The following is a 23527-nucleotide window of genomic DNA, read 5'->3' as shown; positions in this document are numbered from 1 at the left end:
CCATGCCCGTCGCCCTTACGTTTCTGGCCGACAAGCTGGCCGATGATTTTGCCGAAGGCGCTTTCGACAACGAAGTGCCCGACAGCCTTATCCGTAACCTGAACCCCGCGCTACCGCTACGGCCCTACCAGGCCCACGCGCTGGCCGTGTTCCGCTACTACTGGGAAGAAATCCGGGCCCGGCGCAAGGTGCTGCGCGACAAGCCCGCCCACCTCCTGTTCAATATGGCTACCGGCAGCGGCAAAACCCTGCTCATGGCGGCCAATATGCTGGCCCTCTACGCCGAAGGCTACCGCCGTTTCGTGTTCGTGGTGGACAGCAAGAACATCGTAGAGAAAACCCGCGCCAACTTCACCGAGCCCGGCAGCCCCAAGTACCTCTTTGCTCCGCAAGTAGTGGTAGCCGGGCGTGCCGTGCCGGTGGTGGCCGTTGAGTCGTTCGAAGGCACTCACCCCGACGACCTGAGCATTCTGTTCACCACCATCCAGAAGCTGCAAGGCGACTTGCGCACGCCCCGTGAGGAGGGCCTCAGCTACGAGGACCTAGCCCGCGAGAAGCTGGTGCTGCTGGCCGACGAGGCCCACCACTTCAACAAAGCCACCCGGAGCCGGCAAGACGCGGAGCAGGAAGAATCCACCTGGGAAAGCACTATCGGGCGCCTGCTGCGGCAGCGCCCTGATAACGCGCTGTTGGAATACACCGCTACGGTAGATTTCAGCGACCGGGCACTGGCCGAAAAGTACGCCGATAAGCTGCTGGTGCGCTACTCGCTCAAGGAGTTCCGGCAGGATGGCTACTCCAAGGAAATCCGGCTGCTGAAATCGGGGGAGCCGCGCTGGGCGCGGGTGGCCCAGGCGCTGCTGCTGAGCCAGTGGCGCCTAAAGGTGTACAACGCCGCCAACCCCGGGCTGCACTCGCCCTACGCGCCCTTTAAGCCGGTGGTGCTGTTCAAGTCGCCTTCTATTGCGGAAAGCAAGGCGTTTTTTCAGGCGTTCGGAGAATGGCTGGATGAGTTGAACGGCGAGCAGCTTACAGCATTAACTACCAATGCCGGACCCACGCTCAGCAAGGCGCTGGCCTGGTTTCAGGCCCACGGCCTGCCCCTGGCCCGCCTGGCCGACGAGCTGCGCGAAGCATTCCGGACCGACCGCTGCATCATCGTGAACAGCCAGGACGACAGCGAGGCCAAGCAGCTGGAGCTGAACCGGCTGGAGGAAGGCCCGATACGGGCCGTGTTTACGGTGCAGATGCTCACCGAAGGCTGGGACGTGCTCAACCTCTACGACATCGTGCGCTTGGATGAAAGCAACGGTGTGAGTGGCTCCGCCCGCAACCCCAAGCCCACCAAAGCCACCACCCAGGAAGCCCAGCTGCTGGGCCGGGGTGCCCGCTACTTTCCCTGGCAGCGCCCCGCCGACGCCGAGCCGAACCGCCGCAAGCTGGATAAGGACTTGGGCAACCCGCTCCGCTGCCTGGAGGAGCTGTACTACCACTCCATCAACGACAGCACCTACGTAGCGGCCCTGACCAAGGAACTCGTAGAGGCCGGCATCTACGACCCCAGCCGCGACGACGGCACCCCGCGCACCGTGCGCGTAAAGCCCGCCTTTAAGCAGCTGCCCATCTGGGAAACCGGCCTGCTCTACACCAACGAGCGGGTGCGCACCGGCAGCCAGCGGCGCGTCACGCTGCAAAGCTCCCTGGCGGGTACCAGCCTGGGCATCCGCTACGTGCTGCCTCCGGACGGTACCGCCGAAGCCACCGTATTCGACCCGGCCGAAGCCGTGGCCGCGGCGGCTACCACCCCGGCGGCCGACCAGCTGGAATACCAGGTGCCGCTAGCCGAGCTGGGCATACCGGTGCTGCGCAAGGCCCTGGAACGCTACTCCTTCTTCGAATTCAGCCGCCTGCGCCAGCTACTGCCCCAGCTCACATCGGTGCGTGAGCTGCTCACCTCGCTGGACTACCTGGGGGCATCCACGTTTACCCTGGTAGCTACTGCGGCTCAGCGCCAGGGCTTGCGGCCTCACCAGAAGCTGGCCGCTGCCCAATACGTTTTTCAGGAGCTACAAACCCTATTGGGCCAGAAGCTGAGCACCTACGTGGGCAGTACGGCCTTCGTGGGCAAGCCGCTGAAAAGCTACCTGGCCAACGACCGGGTAACGGTGGCACAGGATGGCGGCAACCCGGAAACGGCGCTGGCCATGAGCACCCACCCGGATGCTGCCCTGCGCCTCGATGTGGCCAATGCCGACTGGCTTATCTACGATGAGTTCTACGGCACCTCCGAGGAAAAGCACTTTATCAAGTACCTGGCTGCTGCGCTGCCCGAGTTGCGGCAGCGTTTCCAGGACATCTACCTGTTGCGCAATGACAAGCTGTTTCAGCTCTACAACTTCGATGACGGCCGCCCGTTTGAGCCGGATTTTGTGCTGTTTCTCACCGAAGTAGCCACCGGGCAGGCCCTGAGCTGGCAGGTGTTTGTGGAGCCGAAAGGGGAGCACCTGCGGCTCAATGATGCCTGGAAGGAGACCTTTCTGCTAAGCATCGAAGCCCGCGCGACCAATGGGAATTTGCAGTTGTTGTTCGAGAATAACGAGGTACGTCTGCACGGGCTGCCCTTCTACACGCACAGCCGGGAAGCAGCATTTGAAGCTTCATTTAAAACACTTTTAGTCGACAGCGTTTAGCTTCACGGTCGGCGCCCGAATGGAAACAAAAGCGGTCAGAACTTTCTGACCGCTTTTGTTTCCATAAAAGCTGTGCTTATTGTACCAAAGTGGACTGTTCCTACCTCCACCGCTTCACGCACCTGCGCGTGGCGCGCAGCCGCCAGCACGGCGAGGCCCCGTACAAGCCCGCCCTGCTGCTGGCCGTGCTCGACGGCATCGAAGACGGCAGCATCCAGGACAACCGCGTCTACATCACTCCGGAGCTGTTAGCTGCTTTTCGCAGTATCTGCCGCGACCTGAGCACCTCCGCCCTGTTTCGGGCCAACGATTTTTCCTTGCCTTTCTACCACCTCTCGGGCGACGGGTTCTGGCACCTGCGCACCCTGCCGGGGCTGGAAGTGCTGCTGACGGCTTCGCGCTCGGTGAAGAGCTTCCGCAACCTGCGCGACACCGTGGAGTATGCCTACCTGGATGCGGAGCTGTGGGCGCTGCTGCAGCAGCCCGCCGCGCGCGAAGAGCTACGGCAAGCCCTGCTGCTGCGCTATTTTCCGCAAACGCGCTTCCGCTATCAGCCTTGTGTGGGAACTGCTGCGGTGCAGGCCATCCGGAAGCAGATGCTGGAAGAGCCAGCGGCCCAGTACCGCACCCGCGTAGCTGCCACCGACGAGCTGGATGCGGCCGTACGCAGCGGTCTTTTTAAGCGTGTGGTGCTCGATGCCTACGATTATACCTGCGCCATCAGCGGGCTGAAGCTGATTACCACGCAGGGTGCTGCGCCCAACCCGCTGCTCGATGCGTGCCACATTGTGCCCTGGGCCCTCAGCCACGATGATACCCTGCCCAACGGCTTGGCGCTAACGCCTACCCTCCACCGCGCCTTCGACCGAAAACTGCTGTGGGTAGACGACGATTACCGCGTACGCCTGACTCGCGGTTTTGACGAGCTGGCCGGCGAGGCGCACGGCATCCGGCAATTCGAGGGGCGCGCATTGCGCTTGCCTGCGCAACAAGAATGGTGGCCGAGCCTGGTGAACCTGCGGCAGCAGCGGGGCGGCTGCCGGCATGCCGCTGCCGGCACACCCAGCAACACCTAGGGCGTTGGCTCGGGGCGGATGGCCAAAACTTAACTGCGGCAAACCGCGTAGCGGCCGTAGCGGGCTTATCTTGGCGCTGCTTTGTCGTTTTTCGCTATGCGTACCCTGCCTTCGCCTCCGTATCTGCAGCTTGTTTACCGGCCCGAGCTGGGCGTACTTGTGGGGCGCTGGCTGCAGCCGCTTACCTCCGAGGAGCTGCAAGCCGGGTACCACGCAATGCTGGAGGCCGCTGCCGAGCTGCAGTGCCGCTTTTGGCTGGTTGATGGCCGCCGCCGCACGCATGCACATTCCAACGACTCGCGCTGGATGATGGAGGTGTTTTTTCCGCAGCTGGCCCCGCGGCTGGGCGGCCAAACGTACCTAGGCTACTTGTTTACGCCCACCCATTTGCAAGACCTGGAAACCGACGCCGATCTGCCCACACTCAACTACTTCGATGGCCGGCCCTACCAGGTACGCCGGTTTATTGAGGAGCAGGGAGCCATGCAATGGCTGGCGCATTGCCGGGCCCGGCAAATGGCTGGGGCCGCGTTGCTGCACACTTAGCCCTAGGTGCCGCACCACAACCCGGCCCAATGAGGCAAGGCCATTGGCCGCATTACCCGCGTAAACAAACCGCGGCGCACCCACCGGTAGACCGGTAAGCGCGCCGCAGTGGCAATAGGCAGGATGGGGTTATTGGCGGTAAGCCTGGCCCGAGCGCACGATTTGGCCGGCGCGTTTGCCGCTGCGCTTCACCTTGGTGCCTTCGGCTAGCTCAAGGCCCACTACGGGACCCTCGCAGGTATGCAGCTCGTAGTAGCGGCCGATGTAGCCGGCGGCCTCAATGCGCAGCTGCTGGCCGCGGTACACGGGTTCGGCTATCTGGTAGCGGCCTTCGCCATCGGTGATGTAGGGGCGTTTGCTGCCGGCCAGCATTACGGTGGCGCCGATTAGCGGCTGGCCGTAGGAGTTGAGTACCTGCCCCTGCACCTTGCCGCAATCGAGGCGGTTGCTGGCAGCCGATGCCGTGGGAGCTTCCTTGGCAGCAATGATTTCGGCCGAAGCCTGTGGGCCTGCCGGAGCATGTTGGGCAGTGGCGGCGAGGGGCAGCGTCAGCAGGGCAGCAACACAGGCAAAAGGTAGTAGTCGGCTCATCGGTGATGCGGGTTAAGTAAGCATACGGATGCGCTTACAACGCGACACAGCGAAAATGGTTGAGCTTACCCTACGGCCGGCCTACTCGTTTTGGGCGCGGCGCACTACGGCTGGGGCCGTAGCCACGCGTTGCCGGCTGCCTAGGTGGCCCGGCATTGCCCCTAATGCACCTTACCGGTTTTGGTGGTTTTCTTGATGCGCCCATCGGCGCGCAGGCGCGTGCCGGGCAGCAGCTCCAACGATACATCCAGCGGGTTGCAGTTGGTAAGCGGCAGCTCCACACTGGTGTAGCCGGCGGCGCTTACCTGCAGCAGTGCGCCGCGCGGAATCCCCGTTCGCGAAGCCAGAATAAACCGACCCTCCGAGTTGGTGCTGAAGGCGTTGGTGGTGCCCACAAACATTACGGTGGCACCGGTAAGGGGCTCGTCGTAGAGGTTGGTAACGCGGCCGAGCAGGGTGTCGCAAGGCAGCACCGGCGGGGCGGCGGGGGTGGCGGTGGTTTGGGCCTGGCCGAAAAGCGGAGCAAGCAACAGCCCGATGCAGAGCAGCAGCGTAGCACGTTGATCCATGGCAGTGTCGTCGGGGGGGGGAAGAAAAAGAAAGAGAGGACGAGCCACGCGGCACAAAAGCCGCGTGTGCGCTGGATGCAAATAGGTGGCCAACGGGGCGCTAACCCGCGTTGGGTAAGAAAAAGAGAAGCGCAAAAGGCACCACGCGCGCCGCAGTAGCCTAGGAATTAAAGCAATAGTAAGGCTTATTGGCTTAATGTCGAGCTTTTGCCGGCGCGGGTTACCTAAAGTAGCTATTTAATTGGTGCTGCCGATGCGGCGTAACCTATAAGCGGCGGCCGCGTTGCTAGAGCAAAAACCAGACCGCCCGTGCCGCGCCCTAGGTGCTTGCCGGTAAGCCTGCGCTCGGGCAGCCCCCGTTGTTACTGCAACCCACCTCGCATTATGAAAACCCGTTTTGTTGCCGGCTACGGCGCCGCGCTGCTCTTGTTATCCAATGCCTGCTCCACCAACCCCGTCAGCGGCAAACGCGAGGTAAGCCTGATGTCGGAAGGGCAGGAGGTGGCCATGGGCAAGCAGGCCGATCCGCAGATTGTGGCGCAATACGGCCTGTACGAAAACCCCGAGCTGCAGCGCTTTGTGCAGGAGCGGGGCAAGCAAATGGCGGCCGTGTCGCATCGGCCCAACCTGGCGTACGAGTTTAAGGTGGTCGATTCGCCGGTGCTCAACGCCTTTGCCATACCCGGCGGCTACGTGTACCTCACGCGTGGTATTCTGGCGCACTTCAACAACGAGGCGCAGTTTGCCGGCGTGCTCGGCCACGAAATCGGCCACGTAACGGCCCGGCACTCGGCCCAGCAGCAAACCAAGGCCACGCTGGCGCAGGTAGGCTTGCTGGGTGCCATGATTGCCTCGCCGCGCTTTGGCCAGTACGCCGAGCAGGCGCAGCAGGGGTTGGGGCTGTTGTTTCTGAAGTTTGGCCGCGACGACGAGCGCGAGGCCGACCAGCTGGGCGTGGAGTACTCCACCAAAATCGGCTACGACGCCCACCAGATGGCCGATTTTTTCCAGACCCTGCAGCGCGAGCAGGAGAAAAGCGGGGGCGAAGCCCTGCCCGATTTCCTCTCGACGCACCCCAACCCCGGCGACCGTTTCGTGACGGTAAACCAGCTGGCTACCGAGTGGCAGCAGAAGGCCGGCCTCACCAATGCCAAAGTCAACCGCGACTCCTACCTGCGCATGCTCGAGGGCATGGTGTACGGCGAAGACCCCAAGCAAGGCTTCGTGGAGAACAGCGTGTTTTACCACCCCGAGCTGCGTTTTCAGTTTCCGGTGCCCGCCGGCTGGCAGCACCAAAACACCCCGCAGCAGGTGCAAATGGCGCCCAAAGACGGCAAAGCCCTGCTGATTTTTACGCTGGCCCCCGGCCAAACCCTGGAGGCCGCCGCGCAGCAGCTGGTGCAGCAGTACCAGCTGCAGGTAGCCGAATCGAAGAACACCACCGTAAACGGCCTGCCCGCGCTGGCCATCGTGGCCGACCAGGTAGCCCAGCAGCAACAAGGCCAGGCCGCACCGCAGCAGCAGGCACAGGTATCGGCTCGCACGCTGCTCTACCTTATTCGCTACACCGATAAAAACTACCTGATGCTGGGCGCCAGCAGCCCGCAGGATTTCAACGCCTACTTCCCGCTGTTCAGCAGCACCGCCCAGGGCTTCCGGCAGCTCTCCGACCCCGACAAAATCAACCGCCAGCCCCAGCGCGTGCGCATCAAAACCCTGAAGCTGCGCAGCACCCTGCAGCAAGCCCTGCGCACCCTGCAAGTACCCGAAAAGCGCCACGAAGAAATGGCCATCCTCAACGGCATGCCCCTCAACGAGCAGCTCAACGCCGGCTCGCTGATTAAGGTAGTTGAGTAAAGGCTGTTAGTTTTCAGCTCTTAGCTGTTGGCTGTCAGCTGTTAGCTCGTGCCCTAGGTGCTTGGGGCTGAGAGCAGGCCTAACAGCTATCAGCTATCAGCTGACAGCTTATAACTAACAGCTAATAGCTGACCGCTAACAGCTGATAACACTGTTGGGCTATTTCCAGCTCTTCGTTGGTGGGCACTACCAGCACTTTCACCGCCGCACCAGCCTCGTTGATTTCGCGCAGCTGGCCGGTGCGCAGCTGGTTCTGCTGCTCGTCAATCCGCACACCCAGGAACTCCAGCCCCTGGCAGGCCAGGCGGCGCGTAAGCGGGTCGTTTTCGCCCACGCCGGCCGTGAAAACCAGCGCATCGAGCCCGCCCAGCACGGCGGCGTAGGCCCCGATGTATTTCTTGATGCGGTAGGCGTAGAGCTCGTAGGCGAGGCGGGCGCGCTCGTCGCCGTCGTCGAGGGCGCGGCCGATGTCGCGCATGTCGCTCAGGCCCGTGAGGCCCAGCATGCCGCTTTGTTTGTTGAGCAGGTTGCTCACCTCGGCGGGCGAGTACCCTAGGTGCTCGATGAGGTGAAAGACAATGGAGGGGTCCAGGTCGCCGGAGCGGGTGCCCATCACCAGGCCCGCCAACGGGCCAAAGCCCATGGTGGTATCGAGCGAGCGGCCCCCGCGCACGGCGGCCATGCTGCAGCCGTTGCCCAGGTGAATGGTAATCAGCCGGGCATCGGGGTTGCCTAGGTGGGCAGCGGCTTGCGCGGCCACGTACTTGTGGCTGGTGCCATGAAAGCCGTACACCCGAATGCCGTGCTCGTGGTACAGCGCCTCGGGCAGCGCGTAGCGAAACGCCGGCTCGGGCAGCGTCTGGTGAAACGCGGTATCGAACACGGCCACCTGCCGGGCCTGCGGAAAGATTTGCTCGGCCACCTCAATGCCCAGGTAGTTGGCGGGGTTGTGCAGCGGTGCCAGCGAAAACAGCCGCTTGATTTCGGCCTTCACCTCCGGGGTAATCACGGTGGTGGCGGCAAACGCCTCGCCGCCGTGCACCACGCGGTGCCCCACGGCCTCAATTTCGTTCGGGTCGCGAATTACACCTAGGGCCGCATCGGTAAGCAGTTGCAGCACGGCCTGCAGGCCGGCGCGGTGGTCGGGCAGGCTTTCGGGGCTTTGCCGGATAACCTGCTCCTCGCCGCCGCTGTACACCTTGTGCGTAATGCGCGGCTCGGCCAAGCCAATGCGCTCTACCAACCCGCTGCACAAGGGCTGCTCGGCCGGCAAGCGAAACAGTTGGTACTTAATGGACGAGCTGCCGGAGTTGACGACGAAGATGTTCATGAGCAAATGCTGGCCACTTGGAGGATATGCATTACCCAGGGATGGGTAGCGCCTGTAGCACTACGGCTATTTAGTGGAATTGTACAGGTTCGGCAACGAATCTACCACACACCTACTAATGCTTGGTAAGCAGGTCAGGTAGTTACAATCCCTAATTCCGCAGTGCCAACACAGCCATTAAGTGCTCAGTTAGGAAATAGTAATTACTGACTTATGCTTATATGAAAATATAAAGCCGGTTGGTATTTTGGCGGTATCTTATTACTCCAATGAAACACAGAAACGTACTGCCAGCACTTCTACTTCTTTTCTTGGGGTTGTCGCACGGCTCACTTGGGCAAGAAGCTCCAAAGCAAGCCGAAAAGCAAACCCCACCCGTGCGGCTACTGATTGGCGGGGCACTTGAGTTGGGGGGCGATGAAGTGGCCAAGGTGTATTTCACCAACGGCGACGATCAGTCCGTAAAAGCGGGGCAGGGTGGCTCTATCGCCGTTGGTGCTCAGTACCAGTTTCCCAAGCTGGAAAGGCTGCTGCTGCGCGGTACCGTCGGCTTTAAATATGTTACCACAGCCGCGGACAATGCGCATATTCGCCTCACCCGGGTGCCCGTAATTCTGACAGCGAACTGGATGGCTACCGACAAACTTCGCTTGGGCGGCGGGCTAGCCATGCACCGCGGCATCCGCTTCAAAGCCGATGGTATTGGGCCGGATATCAATTTCGAGGGAGCCAGCGGCCCTACCTTCGAAATTGCCTACGGCGGTGTTGGCCTTACTTACACAGCCATGACCTACAAAGGCCCCGAAAACCATACCTATTCCGCCAACGCTATCGGGCTTGCTTTTTCCTTGGTGATTCCGAAAAAATAAGCTCTGCTAACAGCCAGCGCCCCGGCGCGGATGGGTTTTTCGGTTAGGAAAAACCGCATCCGCGCCGGGGCGCTGGCTGTCGGTGGAAAGAAAGCGTTGCTGCCCCTAGGGCGTGTGGACGGAAGGCCAGTCCAATAGGTATTCGCTCCCATAAGGCCGTCATGCGGAGCGCAGTCGAAGCATCTCTCCTGATAGTATTCTACTATCTCACGAAGCGGTAGAGATGCTTCGACGGGGCTCAGCCTGACGCCTTTTTACTTACTGTCCAAACGCCCTAGGTGGTTGCTTTCCCGTGCGGTGCGGGCAGCGGCGGCTAAGCGGCGGCTTGCTTGCTGGGCAAAGCTTTCTTCACCAGCCCCACAACCTTCTCGATAAAGAAACCCAGGATAAGCCCGCCGATGCCGCAGGCCAGGGCCTTGGCAAACCAGGCCACGGCCGGTACATGGGCCAGGGCGTGTTCCAAATCGTGGAGCAAGTGGGCGGTAAACGGAATGCCGTGCGCAATGATTTCGGCGCCCACCCACAGCATAGCCGCCGTGCCCACGTAGCTCAGAATCTTGAGGAAGTGGGGCATGAATTTTACGATGCCACGCCCGAATTTTTGGGTGCCGGGGTGGTATTTGTCCTGCGCCAGGTGCACCCCAAAATCGTCGGCCTTCACAATCAGGCCCACAAACCCGTACACGGCCACGGTGATGAACACGGCCACGGCCAGCATTACCGCAATCTGGTTGACGATGGGCTGATCGGTTACCTGGCTGTAGGCAATGGCCATGATTTCGGCCGACAGGATGATATCGGTGCGCACGGCTCCGGTAACGCGCTCTTTTTCCAGCTCCTCCGGGCTGATGGTTTCCACCGCTTCGGTTTCGGGGTTTACCTCGTGGTGCTTGCTGAACATGGAGTGCACCTTTTCGTAGCCCTCGAAGCACAAAAAGGCCCCGCCCAGCATCAGGATGGGCGTAATGGCCCAGGGCGCGAAGTACCCCAGCAGCAAGGCCGCCGGAGTAAGGATCAGCAGCTTGTTGAACAGGGATTTTTTGGCAATCTGGAAGATGATGGACAGCTCGCGCGAGGGGTCGAGCCCGACCACGTATTTGGGCGTAACGGCCGTGTCGTCAATCACGATGCCCGACACCTTGCCGGTGGTTTTGGCCACTTGGGTCGGCACGTCGTCGAGGCTGGCGGCACTGGCTTTTACCAAAGCCGAGATGTCATCCAGTAAAGCAAAAAGTCCTGAGGGCATAGGGTAGGAATGGCGGTTTCGGTGGGCCCAATGCCGCGCGGCGCGCCATTGGCGGGCGGCAAGTTACGGGCAAATGCGCGGTTGCCGGAAGCGCAGCCAAGCGCCCGCAGGCTATTCGTGCTGGCTCTGAATGGCCGTGATGACGACGGTATTGAACACGTCATCTACGGTGCAGCCGCGGCTTAGGTCGTTTACGGGTTTGTTGAGGCCCTGCAGCACCGGCCCGATGGCCAGCGCGCCGGTTTCGCGCTGCACGGCTTTGTAGGTGTTGTTGCCGGTGTTCAGATCGGGGAAAATAAGCACGCTGGCCTGGCCGGCTACCTCCGAGCCGGGCAGCTTTTGGTTGCCCACGATGGGGTCGACGGCGGCATCGTACTGAATCGGGCCTTCCACCTTCAGATCGGGCCGCAGCTGGCGCACCAGCTCGGTGGCACGGCGCACCTTGTCTACCTCGGCGCCCTCGCCGGAGGTGCCCGAAGAGTAGGAGAGCATGGCAATGCGCGGCTCGATGCCGAAGCGCAAACCGCTCTCGGCCGACGAAATAGCAATTTCGGCCAGCTGCTCGGCGGTGGGGTTGGGGTTTACGGCGCAGTCGCCGAACACCACCACGCGGTCGGGCAGGCACATGAAAAACACCGACGACACCAGCGAAATACCCGGCTTGGTTTTGATGAACTGCAGGGCCGGCCGAATTGTGTGCTGCGTGGTGTGCACCGCCCCCGATACCATGCCGTCGGCGTGGCCTTTGAACACCATCATCGAGCCGAAGTACGACACGTCGCGCATCAGGTCGCGGGCCATGTCGAGGTTCACGCCCTTGCTTTGGCGTAGCTCAAAAAAGGTCTGCACGTAGTCGTCGTAGTAGTCGGAGTGCACCGGGTCAATCACGCGCAGGTGGGCACCTAGGGGCATGCTCAGGCCCAGGCGCTTGGCCGAAGCGGCTACCTCGGTGGGGTTACCCAGAATGGTAAGGTCTACGATGTCTTGCTGGAGCAGGTGGGCCGCGGCGCGCAGAATGCGGTCGTCGTTGCCCTCGGGCAGCACAATGTGGCGGCGCTGGCGCTTGGCCCACTGCAGCAACCGGTACTGGAACATGTGCGGCGTAATGCCTTCGGGCTTGAACGCGACCATGCGCTCGTCGAGGGCGCGCACGTCCACGTAGCGCTCGAAGGTGCGGATGGCCAGCTGAATCTTCTTGGGGTTGTTGGGCGAGAGGCGCGATTTGATGGCCCCGAGCCGGGCACTGGTTTCGAAGGTGCCCGTTTGCACGGCAATAATGGGCATTACGCCCTGCAGGCCGCGCAGCAGGCGCAAAATAGGTTCCTCGGGCTCCCAACCGGCCGTAAGCACCACGCCCGCCACCTTGGGGTAGTTGGCCGACATATTGGCCTGCATGGCGCAAATAACGATGTCGCCCCGGTCGCCGGGCGTTACAATGACGACGTTGTCCTTGAGGTAGTTGAGGAAGTTGGGCACCTGCATGGCCCCGGTCACGAAGTTGTCGACCTGGTTGCCGAGCAGCTCCTGCCCGAACAGCAGCCGGCCCCCTAGGTTCTCATGAATCTCCTGCATGGTGGGGTTCAGCAGGGCCTTGTCTTCCGGTATCACCGACAGAATAACCTCCGGCGGCAGCTGCGCACGCAGCAGTTGCTGCACATCGAGGGCTTGCTCGGGGCGCACTTTGTTGGCCACAATGGCCAGCACCTGCACCTCGCGGGCCTCAAAACCGCGCAGGGCCGTAAGGGTGCCGCTCACCATTTGGGCGGTGGTTTTGCCTTCGCCCGAGGTTACGAGCACCACCGGCACGCCCAGGTTTTTGGCGATGGTCACGTTCAGGTCGAACTCGAAGGCGGTGCCCTGGCCCACAAAGTCGGTGCCCTCTACCACTGTAAAGTCGTACTGGTCTTCGAGCTGCTTGTACCGGCGGATGATGGTGTCGATCATCTCGCCCTGCCGCTCGGTTTCAATCAGCCGCAACACCTCGGCGCCGGTGTAGGCGTAGGCATCGTCGTAGGCCACGGGCAGCTGAAAGTAGCGCAGCACCGTGTCGATGTGCGGGTCGCGGCGGTTATCGGGGCCGGTGTTGATAACGGGCTTGAAGTAGCCCACCTTTTGCGCTTTGCTGAGCAGCATATTTACCAGCCCCAGGGCTACCAGCGACTTGCCGCTGTACGGCTCGGCCGAGGCAATAAAGATGGTTTTCGTCATGCAGAAAATCGGTAAGGAAATCGAACGCCAGGCACGGGCCGCCAGCCGGGCAGCCGCGGCCGCCCGGGCAAGGCAACCGTAGTGGGTGCTTACGCACAGAAGCGCGGCAGGTATACCCGCGCCGCGGCAAGCTAGCCGGTTGTGCCTCCAGAGTAGTGCGAAATCTCTATCTTTCTGCAAGCGGGTAGCCGCTTTGCCTGCCTCCACCACCAAGCCCTGCCGTACTGCATGCAGCTGCAGCTAGTAGCCCATACCGACCTTGTCAGCGTCAGTTACGATGCCACCAACGCGTGGCTGTACGCCGATTGGCGCGGCCAGCACAACCAGCATACCTCGCAGGCCGGGTGCATGCTGCTGCTCGAGGCCCTGCGCCGGCAGCCCTGCAGCAAACTCCTGAACGACAACTCCGGCATTACGCACACCACCGTGCAGCCCACGCTGTGGGGCGCGTGGTGGCTTGAGGAAATGCTGCGGGCCGGGCTGGAGTACGTGGCGTGGGTGTTTCCGCGCGAGTTTGAGGCCCGCCACCTCACCGAAAACACCTTGCTGCTGATACAAAAGCCCATCGTGAGCACCTTCAACGACGTAGCCTCGGCCTACGTGTGGCTGCAGCGGCAAAGCCAGCCCGTGCCCAGCCACCCGATGATGTAAGGGCTGGCGGCACCTAGGGCCCGGGCCGGCGCACCGGCCATTCGCGCCGAGGGCGGTGGCCGCCGGAGCAGCCGTTGCGTACTGCCGAATAAAGCCCTGCTGTGCCCCATGAAATACCTGCTGGTTGTTTGTTGCTGGCTGCTGAGCCTAGGTGCCCGGGCGCAACCCTCGCCGCGGCAGCTGTACCCGGGGCTGTTCGAGGCCGTGCAGGCAGGCCGCGTGTTCGAAGACAGCAAAACCTTTGTGGACGCGCGCCCCAAAGCCCGCCCGGCGGCCATCGTGCAAGCCTACGAGCAGCAGAAAAACCAGCCCGGATTCAGCCTGCGCCAGTTTGTGCTGCAGCATTTTGAGCTGCCCGCGCAAGCGGCAGGCAGCTACCGCGCCAACGTGGGCGGTGGCATCCGGCGCCACCTCGATACGCTCTGGACGGTGCTGCAGCGCCAACCGCAGGATTCGGTGGGGCCTTACGCCTCGCTGATTCGGCTGCCCAAGCCGTACATCGTGCCGGGCGGGCGCTTTCGCGAGATATACTACTGGGATTCGTATTTCACCATGCTGGGCTTGCGCGAAAGCGGCCGTACGCAGCTGATGCGCAGCATGGTCGACAACTTTGCCTCGCTGATTAGCCGCTACGGCTTTGTGCCCAACGGCAACCGCACCTACTACCTTACCCGCTCGCAGCCGCCGTTTTTTGCCCCCATGGTGCAGCTGCTGGCCCAAGCCCAGGGCGACACGGTGCTGCGCCGCTACCACCCGCAGCTGCTGCAGGAGTACGCCTACTGGATGGCCGGCGCCGACTCGCTCGCGGCCGGCCAGGCCGCCCGCCGCGTGGTGCGCCTGCCCGGGGGCGAAGTACTTAACCGCTACTACGACAGCGGCGACTACCCGCGCGAAGAATCCTACGCCGAAGATGTAACTACAGCCGCCAAAAGCGCGCAAACCAAGCCCGTTTTCTACCGCAATGTGCGCGTCGCCGCGGCTTCGGGCTGGGATTTCAGTACGCGCTGGTTTGGCCCGGCCGGTGGCCTGGCATCCATCCGCACTACCGAGCTGGTGCCCGTCGATCTGAACTGCCTGCTCTACACACTGGAGCAAACCATTGCCCGCGGCTACCGTGTTCAAGGCCAAACCGCGCGGGCCAAGCAATTCAGCCAAAAAGCCGCGCAACGCCAAAAGGCACTGCTGCGCTACTGCTGGAATGCGCAAGCCAACTGGTTTACCGATTACGACCTGGCGGCGCAGCAGCCCGCCGCCCTTCGGACCCTGGCGGGCGTGTTTCCGCTGTTTGTGCAGATAGCCACCCCCAGGCAGGCCCGCGCCGTGGCCGCCGGCCTGCAGCGCGACTTTCTGAAAGATGGCGGCCTGCTTACCACGCTCAACAGCAGCGGCGAGCAGTGGGATGCGCCCAACGGCTGGGCTCCGCTGCAGTACGTGGCCATCGAGGGCCTGGAGCACTACCGGCAGCGCGAACTGGCGCGCACCATTGCCACGCGCTGGGTAGCCCTGAACGTGCGCGTGTTCGGGCAAACGGGCAAGCTGCTCGAGAAGTACAACGTGGTGAACACGCACCTGGAGGCTGGCGGCGGCGAGTACCCCACGCAGGATGGCTTCGGCTGGACCAACGGCGTGCTGCTGACGCTGATGAACCGCTACCGGCTGCCCGAGCCGCAGCCCTAGGTGCCCACCAAGCCCGGCAAAGCAAAGGCCCACCCGCCGGCTGGCAAGTGGGCCTTACGCAAAAAAGTAGCAAAGCCACCTAGGGCCTAGCGCGGCAGGTTCTTCAGCCAGGCCTCGCGCAGGGCCAGCTGCTGGGGCGTGGCCTGCGGGTTCAGGGCAAAGGAGTAGCGCTGCACTTCCTCCTCATCGAGCAGGCGCGGGCGCACTTGTTGGGCGGTGCCGTTGCGCCGGATGGTCAGCTCGTACTGGGTGCCGGCCGGGCGGGCCTCCACCGCGTCGAGCAGTTGTACGAGGTTGTCGTAGGTTACGGGCTTGCCCTCCACGGCTACCAGCTGGTCGCCGGGTTGCACGCCGGCGGCCTGCAGCGGGGCCGGCACGCGGCTGAACTCGATGCCCGCCGGACCGGGCTTAAAGCCCAGCTCGCGCGTGGGCAGGGCCGCCCGGCGGCGGCCGGTGCGCAGCACGGGCGTGTAGTTGATGCCCACCTTGGCGTAGTACTCGCGCAGCGGCAGCGGCTCGGCATTCTCCACGTAGCGCGTAAAGAAGTCGCGGATTTCGGGGTAGGTGGCCTTAGTGAAATCGTCGAAGAAGTTTTGCTCGCTTACGGGCTTGCTCGGGCCGTATTGCTTGGCCAGCTCCAGCAGCACCTCGCGCAGCCCGCGCTTGCCGCCCGAAAGCTCCAGCAAACGCAAATCGAGCAGGGAGGCCGTGAGGGCCCCGCGCTGGTAAATGTTGCCGTATTGCTGCTGCCCTTCGTCGGAAAACGAGTTCAGACCTAGGCGCTTCAGCGAGTACGTGGTGTCGGCGCGTTGCTGGCTGTAGCCCACTTTGCTGCGCAGCGTGGCCAGGTACTCGTCCAGCGAAATCAGCCCGCCGCGCAGCTGCATCATGTGGGCGGCCCACTCGGTAGTGCCTTCGTAGAGCCACAGGTGCTGCGAGCCGGTGGGCTGCACAAAGTTGAACCGCTCGATGATTTCGGAGTGGATATTCAGCGGCGTGACGATGTGGAAGAACTCGTGCGCGGCCATATCGGTAATGGCCTGCGCCGATTGGGGCGTAAGGGGCCGCTCGCGCAGGGTGTACTCCGAGCTGTACGAGTGCTCCCAGGCGCCCTGGTCCTGGTCCTCGAAGTGAAACAGAAAGGCGTAGCGCTTCACGGGCAGCTCAACCAGAAACGCCTGCGCCGCCTGCAGCATCTTTTGCATGTAGCCCAGCAGCGGCTCGGCCTGCACCACGTCGGTTTTGGAGTAGGTGTACAAGGCCACTTCGGCGTCGCCGAGCTTAGTGCTGGCCTGCGTAAGGCGGCCCAGCAAAATCGGCGAGTCCACGGCGTGGTCGTAGCTGGTGGTGCGGTAGTAGCCCTGCGCATCGGGCACCAGGGCGGTGCCCACTTTCCAGTCGGCAGGGTAGTTCAGCTTGATACGCAGCGGGTTGCCCTGCATGCCCTGCGGGTACCCGAACACCGTTTGCCCGTTAATCAGGGCGTGGTCGGCCTCGAGCGACGAGCCGCACATGCGGTAAATGCGGTGCTCCTGCACGGGCGTATCCCAGGTTTCGGCAATCGTGTAGCGGATTTCGCGCGTCTTGTCGGGCCGATCCAGCTGCCACTGGTTTGTCGAAAGCTGCTTGGCACCCAGGGGCTTGCCCTTGCTGTCGAAAGCCTGAAAGTTGCTCACGAAGCGGCCCATGTCCATTACCTGGTAGGTGCCCGGCGCCGTGGAGGCAAACTGGTACACGGCCTGGTCTTTCTTGAGCTTGGGCAATTGCAGCCGCACCCGAAACTCGTTGGTCGAAACTTTCGGGTCGATGTCGACGGTGTACGTCAGCTCTTTCTGGGCCTGGGCCGCCAGCCCGGCCAGGAGCAGCCCGGCCAGCAAGCCGTAGCGCAGGTTGTTTTTCATAGCAGCAAGGTAATAGCAGCAGCCTAACGGATGTAAAATCGGGCGCAGCGTTGCTTGGGCGCCTCAAATTGCTGGCGGCCCCGGGTGCGCGTACGGCTGGCGGCTCGCCCAAAAGCGAAACGCCCGAGCTGCGTTGGCAACCCGAGCGTTTCGCTCGCGTGGGCAAGGTGCCCCTAGGTGCTGCCCCTCACGACTTGGCGTAGGGGAACATTTTGGAGCACTTGCGCATAATGGCGTTGATGATGGTGCTGGTGTCGGAGCCGAGGCCGCGCGATAGGGCCTTGTCGTACTTCCAGAGCAGCTCGCCCGTGGCGCCATCGTTGATGCTGATGCTGGTGCGGCCCGAGTTGGTGGGGCCCGACACGCCCACCAGCACGCCCATGGCCACGGCCGCGCCGTCGGAAAGGGGCTTATCCGTCACGAAGGTGCCCGAAATCACGCCGTCGACCCCGAGCAAGCTGGCCAGCTCCTCGGAGGTTTTGCTGCCGATGTTCTCGGGCGTAATGCCGGCCTTCGAGAGCAGCGAGTTGGTTTTGTTAACGTCCTGAAACGTCACCGTGAAGTTGTCGGAGCTTTGGTGCTTCAGAAAGTACGTGTGCAGGGCGCTTTGCACGTTTTTGCCCTCCTGCAGCTCCTGTTGGTGCACTTGCTCCTGCGTTACGCCCTTGGGCAGCTTCTTCGTCGTCATCGTTACGGCGAAGGGCAAGATGGCCAGCTGCTTGTGCTTTTGCGCGAGGGTTTTGAATTGCGGGTTCTCGTAAATCTCGCGCGACTGCGCCACCGAGGCAGTGCTGAGGGTGCCGGCGAGCAGAACGGTGGCGAGGGCGAAGCGGAAAGTTTTCATAGCGAAGGTGGTATGGATTCGGTTTCGCCAGCTAAGGTACCGACCGGCCATACCCCTGCGCAATCACATGATTTTCACAAGATAAAAAGTTGCAATTCAAAGCTGGGTTGGCTATGAGGCAGCTGCCTGAATGCCCAGCGGCCCTAGGTGCCGCTTGCACCTAGGGCCGCTGGGTACGGGCCTGTAGGCGCCTGGGGCCTACTCCAGCGCGCGGCCCTGGAACAGCAGGTAGCCAATGTGCCCGAATACGCCCCAGCGCTTGGCCGGGTCGTCGTAGTGGATGACGTGCACAGCCAGCGGGCCCAGGGGCGTTTGGTACACCAGGCCGGTGCTGGCCGTCAGGCGGGGGCGCTCCAGGCTAAAACGCCCGTTGCGTTCGGCTTCCTGGTTGTCGCCCATGCGCAGGGGTTGGTGCCGCACGTGCACGTAGGCCTCGGTGCGCCACTCCAGCTTGCCCGCCAAGCCCTGGTTGAAGCGCAAACCCGCTGCCACGTAGCGCGCCGAGCGGTAGTTTTCCAGAAACAAGGTGCGCGAGTCGGGCAGGGGCGCAAAAATGGGTGCGGCCGTAACCGACGAGCGGTAGTTGTAAAAGCGCGGCTGCCCGCTAATCATCACCTCGCCGAAGTAGCCCCAGCTTTGCTTTTCGTTTTTCAGCGGGAAGAACTGCTCCGTAAAGGCGCGGATCTGCAGCCAGCGCAGGTACCGCTCGCGCTCCTCCCCGATAAGCGAGGTGGTGCCGGGTGTAAGCTGCTCGCGGCCGTACACGGCCCGCGCCGTAAACACGGCCCGCCGGCCGCTGGTGGCGTACTGCTTGCGGTTGAGGGAGTTGCGGGCAAACTGCGCGGCGGCGGTATACCCCGTAAAATCGGTTTCGTCGAGGCGGTCGGTGTTCGATATCTCGTTTACGTTGGCGTACTCATCCTGCCGCGTAAACCAGGCACCCTCCAGCAAAATGCGGCTGCGGTAGTTCGGGCTGAGGCCCAGCTGCACGCCGGCCTTCAAATCCTGCTGGCGCACCTGCGTGCTCACCACGTCGCGCCCCAGCAGGCCCCCGGTTTTCTGGTAGTTCCACTGGTTATAGATAACGGTGGGCTCGAGGTAGTAGGAGTAGCGCGCCGGCACGTTGATGCGGAACGAGGCGCGCGCTGCGTTGTAGAAGCGGCCGAGGTTTACGCTGGCCGAAGCCTGGTACAGAAAGCGGCGCAGGTAGCGGTACTCCAGCCCCAGGTAAAAGTTATCGATGGGGCGCGAGCTGAGCACGAAGCCCACCTCGCCCGAGAGGTTGTTGTTCTGGCGGGCATCCACCTGAAACACGTAGCCCTCGGCGGCGCGGTCGTAGCGGATGCGCGGGTACACGTTCCGGAAAAAGTCGTCGGCGGCGAGGCGGTAGTAGCCCTCCTCGATATCGTCGACGGTGTAAGTGCTGCCGTCGCGCCGGAAAAAGCGCCGCACAAAGCCCGCTTGCTGATCGTTAAGGCCCTGCACCCCCACGCGGGCAAACCGCGGCTGCGGCGCCTGCTGCTGAAAACCCTGGCGGCGTTGGGCCAGCTCCAGCGTATCCTGCCGGCGCTGAATGCGTTGCAAGGCCTGGGGCAGCTTGGCGGTGGCGGCCTTTTCGCCCAAGTCAATCAGCTCGCGCACCCGGGCAAAGTCGGTAGCCCCAAACCCCTCCAGGTCGGGCTGAATGAACACGCCGTTTTTGCCCACGGCCAGGGTATCGGCCACGTCGGCACCTAGGAACACGATGGAGCCGAGCAGCAGCTCATCGTCCTTGCCGAAGGGGTACTTCTTGTACGCCACGTCGCCCACGTTCACCCCGATGATGACATCGGGCTTGAACTCGGAGCGCATCACATCGGTGGGGAAGTTGTTGTAGATGCCGCCGTCGAACAGGTAGCGGCCATCGGGGTTGCGGATGGGCCGGAACACCAGCGGCACGGCCATGGAGTTGCGCACCGCATCGGAAATCGAGCCTTCGCGCTGAATGACCTGGTTGCGCGTGAACACCTCGGCCGCCAGGCACCGGAACGGCACAAACAGCTTATCGAAGTTGTAGCCCGAAATGGCCCCGGCCGGCGCCAGCATCTTGGCCAGCACAAAGTTCAGGTTCACGTCGTTGATGAGGTTGGGCGTAACCCGCGTCCGGAACGACGAATCGACGGCCAGCCCCACGTGCAACGACGAGGGGTTGGGGTCGGCGGTGAGGTAATTGAAGGTGCGGTCGGCGGGCTGCTTGCCCGATACCCAGTACTGAAACTCGGGCTGGATGACGATCTGCTCGATTTCGCGCGGTGAGTAGCCGGCCGAGTACAGCGCCCCCACCACCGAGCCCATGCTGGTGCCCACGATGTAATCGATGGGGATGCCGTTTTGCTCGAGCACCTTCAGCACGCCCACGTGGGCCAGGCCCTTGGCCCCGCCCCCCGAAAGCACCACGCCCACACGCTGGGCCCCCGCGGGGCCAGCAAGGGCACAAAAACAAACAAGTAAGCCTGCAACGAGGCGTAAAAAACGAGGCATATACAACAGCAGCGGAAAGGTAGGGCAACGGCCTACCTACGCATGCCTGCGGTCGGGGTTGTTGCCTGTGCCTCTGCGGTTTCAACCTAGGCGCGTGCGCGAGCGGGTTGCCAGCTTTGCAGGCGCCGCAAGGCGTGGGCTGCCGGGCTTTTTCAGCTGCCTAGGTGCCTGAGGTTTGGCGGCAACTAGGCAGCTGCCCGGGCTACAGCCCAAGCGTGAGCACCAGGGTGTTTTGCTGTAGCCGGTATTGGGTTTTGCTGCCGCCCGCCAGCAGGGCGCTTTGCCGGTGCGCCGCCAAACCCCACCTGCCAAGCTTGCTGCGGTAGGTGAGCCCGGCCCCAAACCGCGAAGCAAGCGAGTTGGCGTTCATGCTCAGGTTGTAGGCGTAAGGGCGGTCGGTGGCCACTTCGGGCGTTTCGGATACGCGGGCCCGGTAGCTCAGCACCTGAATGTGGGTACCGCCGCCTTCGGCGTACAGGTGCAGGCGGCGCTCGGGGCGGCCAAACTGCCACCGGCCCAGCAACGGAATCTGCAGCGCCTCCAGCTCTAGCTCGGCCGTGCGCAAAAAGTAGTTGTTGGCCGCGTTGGGCCGTTCGCGCACCTGCGCCGTGGTGCCCAGCCGGGAGTAGTTGACCTCGAGCGCGGCCTGCAAGTGACCCGAAAATACCCACACCAGGCTGGCGCCGGCCGTGTAGCTGGTGGTGGTGGGGCGCTGGTTGCCAAACGGCATGTCTTTTTCTACAAGCCAAAACCGGCTGTGTTGCACGCCGCCCTGCGCGCCAAAGTGCAGCCGCTGCATTCCGGAACCGGGGTAGTAACGAGCCGTGGCCGCGGGGGTAGCGCAGCGGTTGTACTCGGTAACCACCTGGCCGATGGGCTGGCGGCCGTACTGCAGGCGGGCGCGCTTCCGGTCGCGCAAATTCAGGGTGGGGCAGTTGGCCACCACGCCTTGCAGCACGGGCAAAAACTGCGGCCGGGCCAGCGGCAGCAAGGGCTTATCGGCCTCGCCCAGCAGGTAGTCGGCCGGGGAGTTGGCCACGTAGCCGGTGTATACCGACAGCGGCCCGCTGGCCACCACCTCCAGCAGGCGCAGGCTGTCGCCGCTTAGCTGCCGGCTCCGGAAAGCCTGGCGCAGATCGGCCGTGCCGGCGGCCAGCAGGTGCCGGGCCCGCAGCTTTTCGACGGGCGCCTCCGGCGTGGCCTGAAAGCGAATGTAGCCCAGGCGGGTAGTGGCGCGGTACACATCCAAGTAGCCGCGCACGGTATCGGCAGGGGCCCCGGCCCGCACAATGTAGCCGGGCTGAAACAAGGGGCTTTGGCCCGAAGCCAGCCGGGCGCCCAAAACCAAGGATAAAGCAAGTAGATAGCTACGCATAGCGGTGCACAGGCAAAGGGCCATATTCGGCCGCTAAGTTAGATGGTCGGTGCCGCTTACCACTTCCGGAAAATGACGTACACCGCCGCCACCAGCAGCCCAAACCCCAGCAGGTGGTTCCAGGCCAGCTTGTCGGATTTGAACACGTACACGGCGCACAGCGTGAACACCGTGAGCGACACTACTTCCTGAATCACCTTCAGCTGAAACAGGTTGTAGGGCCCACCGTTGCCCTCGAAGCCAAGGCGGTTGGCCGGCACCTGAAACACGTACTCGAAAAAGGCCAGCCCCCAACTCAGCAGCACCACGCCCACGATGCCCGTTTTGGCAAACCACGGCAGCTTCTTAAAGTACAGGTGCCCGTACCAGGCAAACGTCATGAACAGGTTGGAAACGCAGAGCAGGGCAATGGTGAGGAAGGCTTTCATAAAGGCAATAGCGGCAGGGGTGGAGCTGGCCAAGCCGCCAAGCAAAGTTCGGCATCGGCTGCCGGTGCGCCGCGCAGCCCTGCCTACCTAGGGCGCGGGGCTAGTCGGTGTGGCCGTGGGTATCGGTGGCGGGGGCGGTTTGCTCTTGCTGAGCCTGCAGGGCCAGTTGGCGCATTTGGGCTTCGGTGAGGCGCGGCAGGTGGTTGAGGTCGGGTTGGCCGGCATCCACCCAGCAGGTGTACCAAAACGCCCCGGTAAGGCGCACGGCCAGGCGCATTTGCCGCTCTACTTGCCCGGCAAGGCGCTGGTGGTACTGGCGGCTGAACTCCTGCGAGTACACCCGCGCGGTGCGGCCGTTGCGCTCCTCGTAGCTGTATTTGCGGTCGGCGGGCAGCTGGCGCGTCAGCTCGCTTTCGAGGCGCAACACCGAGTCGACGGCGGCGTTGGAGCGGGCTACCACGGCCCAGATGGTGCCGGTGGGATACTCGAGGTACGGCGCCGGGCCCGTGAAAAAATCGTAGCCGGTGGCCAGCAGCTCGGGCAGCCGCGACTCCCAAAGCCCGTGGATGCCGCGCTGGTTGGTAAGTTGGCCGTTGTAGTTGCGGGTGGTGTGCAGGGGCACGCAGGCATCGGCCAGGTAGTGCCCTAGGTCGGCCGAAAGGCTGATGATGCGCTCGGCGTCGCGGGTGCGGAAGGCCTCGGTGAGCTGCCCCTTCATGCGCGCTACGTGCCAGGGCACAATGCCGTGGCGCAGAAGCGAATCCTCGCCGAAGCGGGCCACGGCATCGGCGTAGGAGCGGGGCAGCTTGTAGGCGGCCGAGTCGCCGTACACGTCCAGGTCGATGAAGTGCCTGGGGGCCTCGCCGGCCACCACCGTGCGCCGCGAGTCGGGCCGCGTGGCCTGCACCGTGAGGTACTCGATGCGGCTTTTGTAGAAGCCGATCATCTCGGGCGGCAGCGTAAACACGGCCAGGCGGTTGATGCTGCGGTGCGCAAAAAAGCCCCAGGCGCGGGTTTCGGGTTGCGGCGGCAGCAGCCACAGCACGGTAGTCAGCAGAAAAAGCAAAGCACGCCGCAGCAGCATAATCCAGGGATAAGGCACTAATTGGGAACCTAAAGAACGCAAAAACGCCCGGCATGGCCGGGCGT

General features: G+C 63.0%; 18 protein-coding genes. 7 read left to right on the top strand and 11 right to left on the bottom strand.

What is annotated here, in order from left to right:
• Window positions 1–2: 2 nt before the first annotated feature.
• The 3 genes from OIS50_RS14010 (at window position 3) to OIS50_RS14000 (ending at window position 4312) form a co-directional block, all read left to right on the top strand.
• Window positions 3–2690: a DEAD/DEAH box helicase family protein gene (locus OIS50_RS14010; RefSeq protein WP_264691258.1), complete on the top strand. Its 2688-nt coding sequence runs from the start codon at window positions 3–5 to the stop codon at window positions 2688–2690.
• Between the two features lie 89 nt (window positions 2691–2779).
• On the top strand, window positions 2780–3766 hold the full coding sequence (locus OIS50_RS14005) for an HNH endonuclease (RefSeq protein ID WP_264691257.1): 987 nt from the start codon (window positions 2780–2782) through the stop codon (window positions 3764–3766).
• A gap of 96 nt (window positions 3767–3862) precedes the next feature.
• On the top strand, window positions 3863–4312 hold the full coding sequence (locus tag OIS50_RS14000) for a hypothetical protein (protein ID WP_264691256.1): 450 nt from the start codon (window positions 3863–3865) through the stop codon (window positions 4310–4312).
• A gap of 129 nt (window positions 4313–4441) precedes the next feature.
• Here the strand turns inward: OIS50_RS14000 and OIS50_RS13995 are convergent, their stop codons facing one another.
• Window positions 4442–4903 carry a carboxypeptidase-like regulatory domain-containing protein gene (locus OIS50_RS13995; protein ID WP_264691255.1) on the bottom strand — a complete coding sequence of 154 codons (462 nt, stop codon included), beginning with the start codon at window positions 4901–4903 and terminating at the stop codon, window positions 4442–4444.
• Window positions 4904–5064: 161 nt separating this feature from the next.
• Entirely contained in the window at window positions 5065–5472 is a 408-nt protein-coding gene (locus OIS50_RS13990) for a carboxypeptidase-like regulatory domain-containing protein (protein ID WP_264691254.1), read from the bottom strand.
• A gap of 384 nt (window positions 5473–5856) precedes the next feature.
• Here OIS50_RS13990 and OIS50_RS13985 point away from each other — a divergent pair, with 384 nt between their 5' ends.
• Window positions 5857–7329, top strand: a complete 1473-nt coding sequence (locus OIS50_RS13985) for a M48 family metalloprotease (protein ID WP_264691253.1) — start codon at window positions 5857–5859, stop codon at window positions 7327–7329.
• Between the two features lie 121 nt (window positions 7330–7450).
• On the opposite strand, the gene OIS50_RS13980 is transcribed toward OIS50_RS13985, so the two are convergent.
• Complete coding sequence (locus OIS50_RS13980) at window positions 7451–8659, bottom strand: acetate/propionate family kinase (RefSeq protein WP_264691252.1); 1209 nt, start codon at window positions 8657–8659, stop codon at window positions 7451–7453.
• 269 nt (window positions 8660–8928) lie between these two features.
• Between OIS50_RS13980 and OIS50_RS13975 the strand changes: the two genes are divergently transcribed.
• Window positions 8929–9528, top strand: coding sequence for a hypothetical protein (locus tag OIS50_RS13975; protein WP_264691251.1), 600 nt, complete (start codon window positions 8929–8931; stop codon window positions 9526–9528).
• 313 nt (window positions 9529–9841) lie between these two features.
• Here OIS50_RS13975 and OIS50_RS13970 read toward each other — a convergent pair whose 3' ends face one another.
• Both OIS50_RS13970 and pta read right to left on the bottom strand, forming a co-directional pair.
• The gene (locus tag OIS50_RS13970; RefSeq protein ID WP_264691250.1) at window positions 9842–10774 is read right to left on the bottom strand and encodes a DUF808 domain-containing protein; all 933 of its coding nucleotides are present in this window, start codon (window positions 10772–10774) and stop codon (window positions 9842–9844) included.
• A gap of 111 nt (window positions 10775–10885) precedes the next feature.
• The gene (gene pta, locus OIS50_RS13965; protein WP_264691249.1) at window positions 10886–12982 is read right to left on the bottom strand and encodes a phosphate acetyltransferase; all 2097 of its coding nucleotides are present in this window, start codon (window positions 12980–12982) and stop codon (window positions 10886–10888) included.
• Window positions 12983–13210: 228 nt separating this feature from the next.
• Here pta and OIS50_RS13960 point away from each other — a divergent pair, with 228 nt between their 5' ends.
• Window positions 13211–13633, top strand: a complete 423-nt coding sequence (locus OIS50_RS13960) for a hypothetical protein (protein ID WP_264691248.1) — start codon at window positions 13211–13213, stop codon at window positions 13631–13633.
• A 108-nt stretch (window positions 13634–13741) separates the two neighbouring features.
• On the top strand, window positions 13742–15310 hold the full coding sequence (treF, locus tag OIS50_RS13955; RefSeq protein WP_264691247.1) for an alpha,alpha-trehalase TreF: 1569 nt from the start codon (window positions 13742–13744) through the stop codon (window positions 15308–15310).
• Between the two features lie 86 nt (window positions 15311–15396).
• On the opposite strand, the gene OIS50_RS13950 is transcribed toward treF, so the two are convergent.
• The 6 genes from OIS50_RS13950 to OIS50_RS13925 all read right to left on the bottom strand — a co-directional run bounded on the left by OIS50_RS13950 (window position 15397) and on the right by OIS50_RS13925 (window position 23462).
• Window positions 15397–17211 (bottom strand): M61 family metallopeptidase, encoded by a 1815-nt coding sequence (locus OIS50_RS13950; RefSeq protein ID WP_264691246.1) that lies wholly within the window; start codon window positions 17209–17211, stop codon window positions 15397–15399.
• A 187-nt stretch (window positions 17212–17398) separates the two neighbouring features.
• Window positions 17399–18055, bottom strand: coding sequence for a hypothetical protein (locus OIS50_RS13945; RefSeq protein WP_264691245.1), 657 nt, complete (start codon window positions 18053–18055; stop codon window positions 17399–17401).
• A gap of 198 nt (window positions 18056–18253) precedes the next feature.
• Window positions 18254–20575: a patatin-like phospholipase family protein gene (locus OIS50_RS13940; RefSeq protein WP_264691244.1), complete on the bottom strand. Its 2322-nt coding sequence runs from the start codon at window positions 20573–20575 to the stop codon at window positions 18254–18256.
• Between the two features lie 202 nt (window positions 20576–20777).
• Window positions 20778–21950 carry a hypothetical protein gene (locus tag OIS50_RS13935; RefSeq protein ID WP_264691243.1) on the bottom strand — a complete coding sequence of 391 codons (1173 nt, stop codon included), beginning with the start codon at window positions 21948–21950 and terminating at the stop codon, window positions 20778–20780.
• A 56-nt stretch (window positions 21951–22006) separates the two neighbouring features.
• Complete coding sequence (locus OIS50_RS13930; RefSeq protein WP_264691242.1) at window positions 22007–22378, bottom strand: DMT family protein; 372 nt, start codon at window positions 22376–22378, stop codon at window positions 22007–22009.
• A 100-nt stretch (window positions 22379–22478) separates the two neighbouring features.
• Window positions 22479–23462: a zinc dependent phospholipase C family protein gene (locus OIS50_RS13925; protein ID WP_264691241.1), complete on the bottom strand. Its 984-nt coding sequence runs from the start codon at window positions 23460–23462 to the stop codon at window positions 22479–22481.
• Window positions 23463–23527 lie beyond the last annotated feature (65 nt).

The sequence above is a fragment of the Hymenobacter sp. YIM 151858-1 genome (assembly GCF_025979705.1).
Classification (GTDB): Bacteria; Bacteroidota; Bacteroidia; order Cytophagales; family Hymenobacteraceae; genus Solirubrum.
This window is presented reverse-complemented; position numbering and strand designations above follow the sequence as displayed.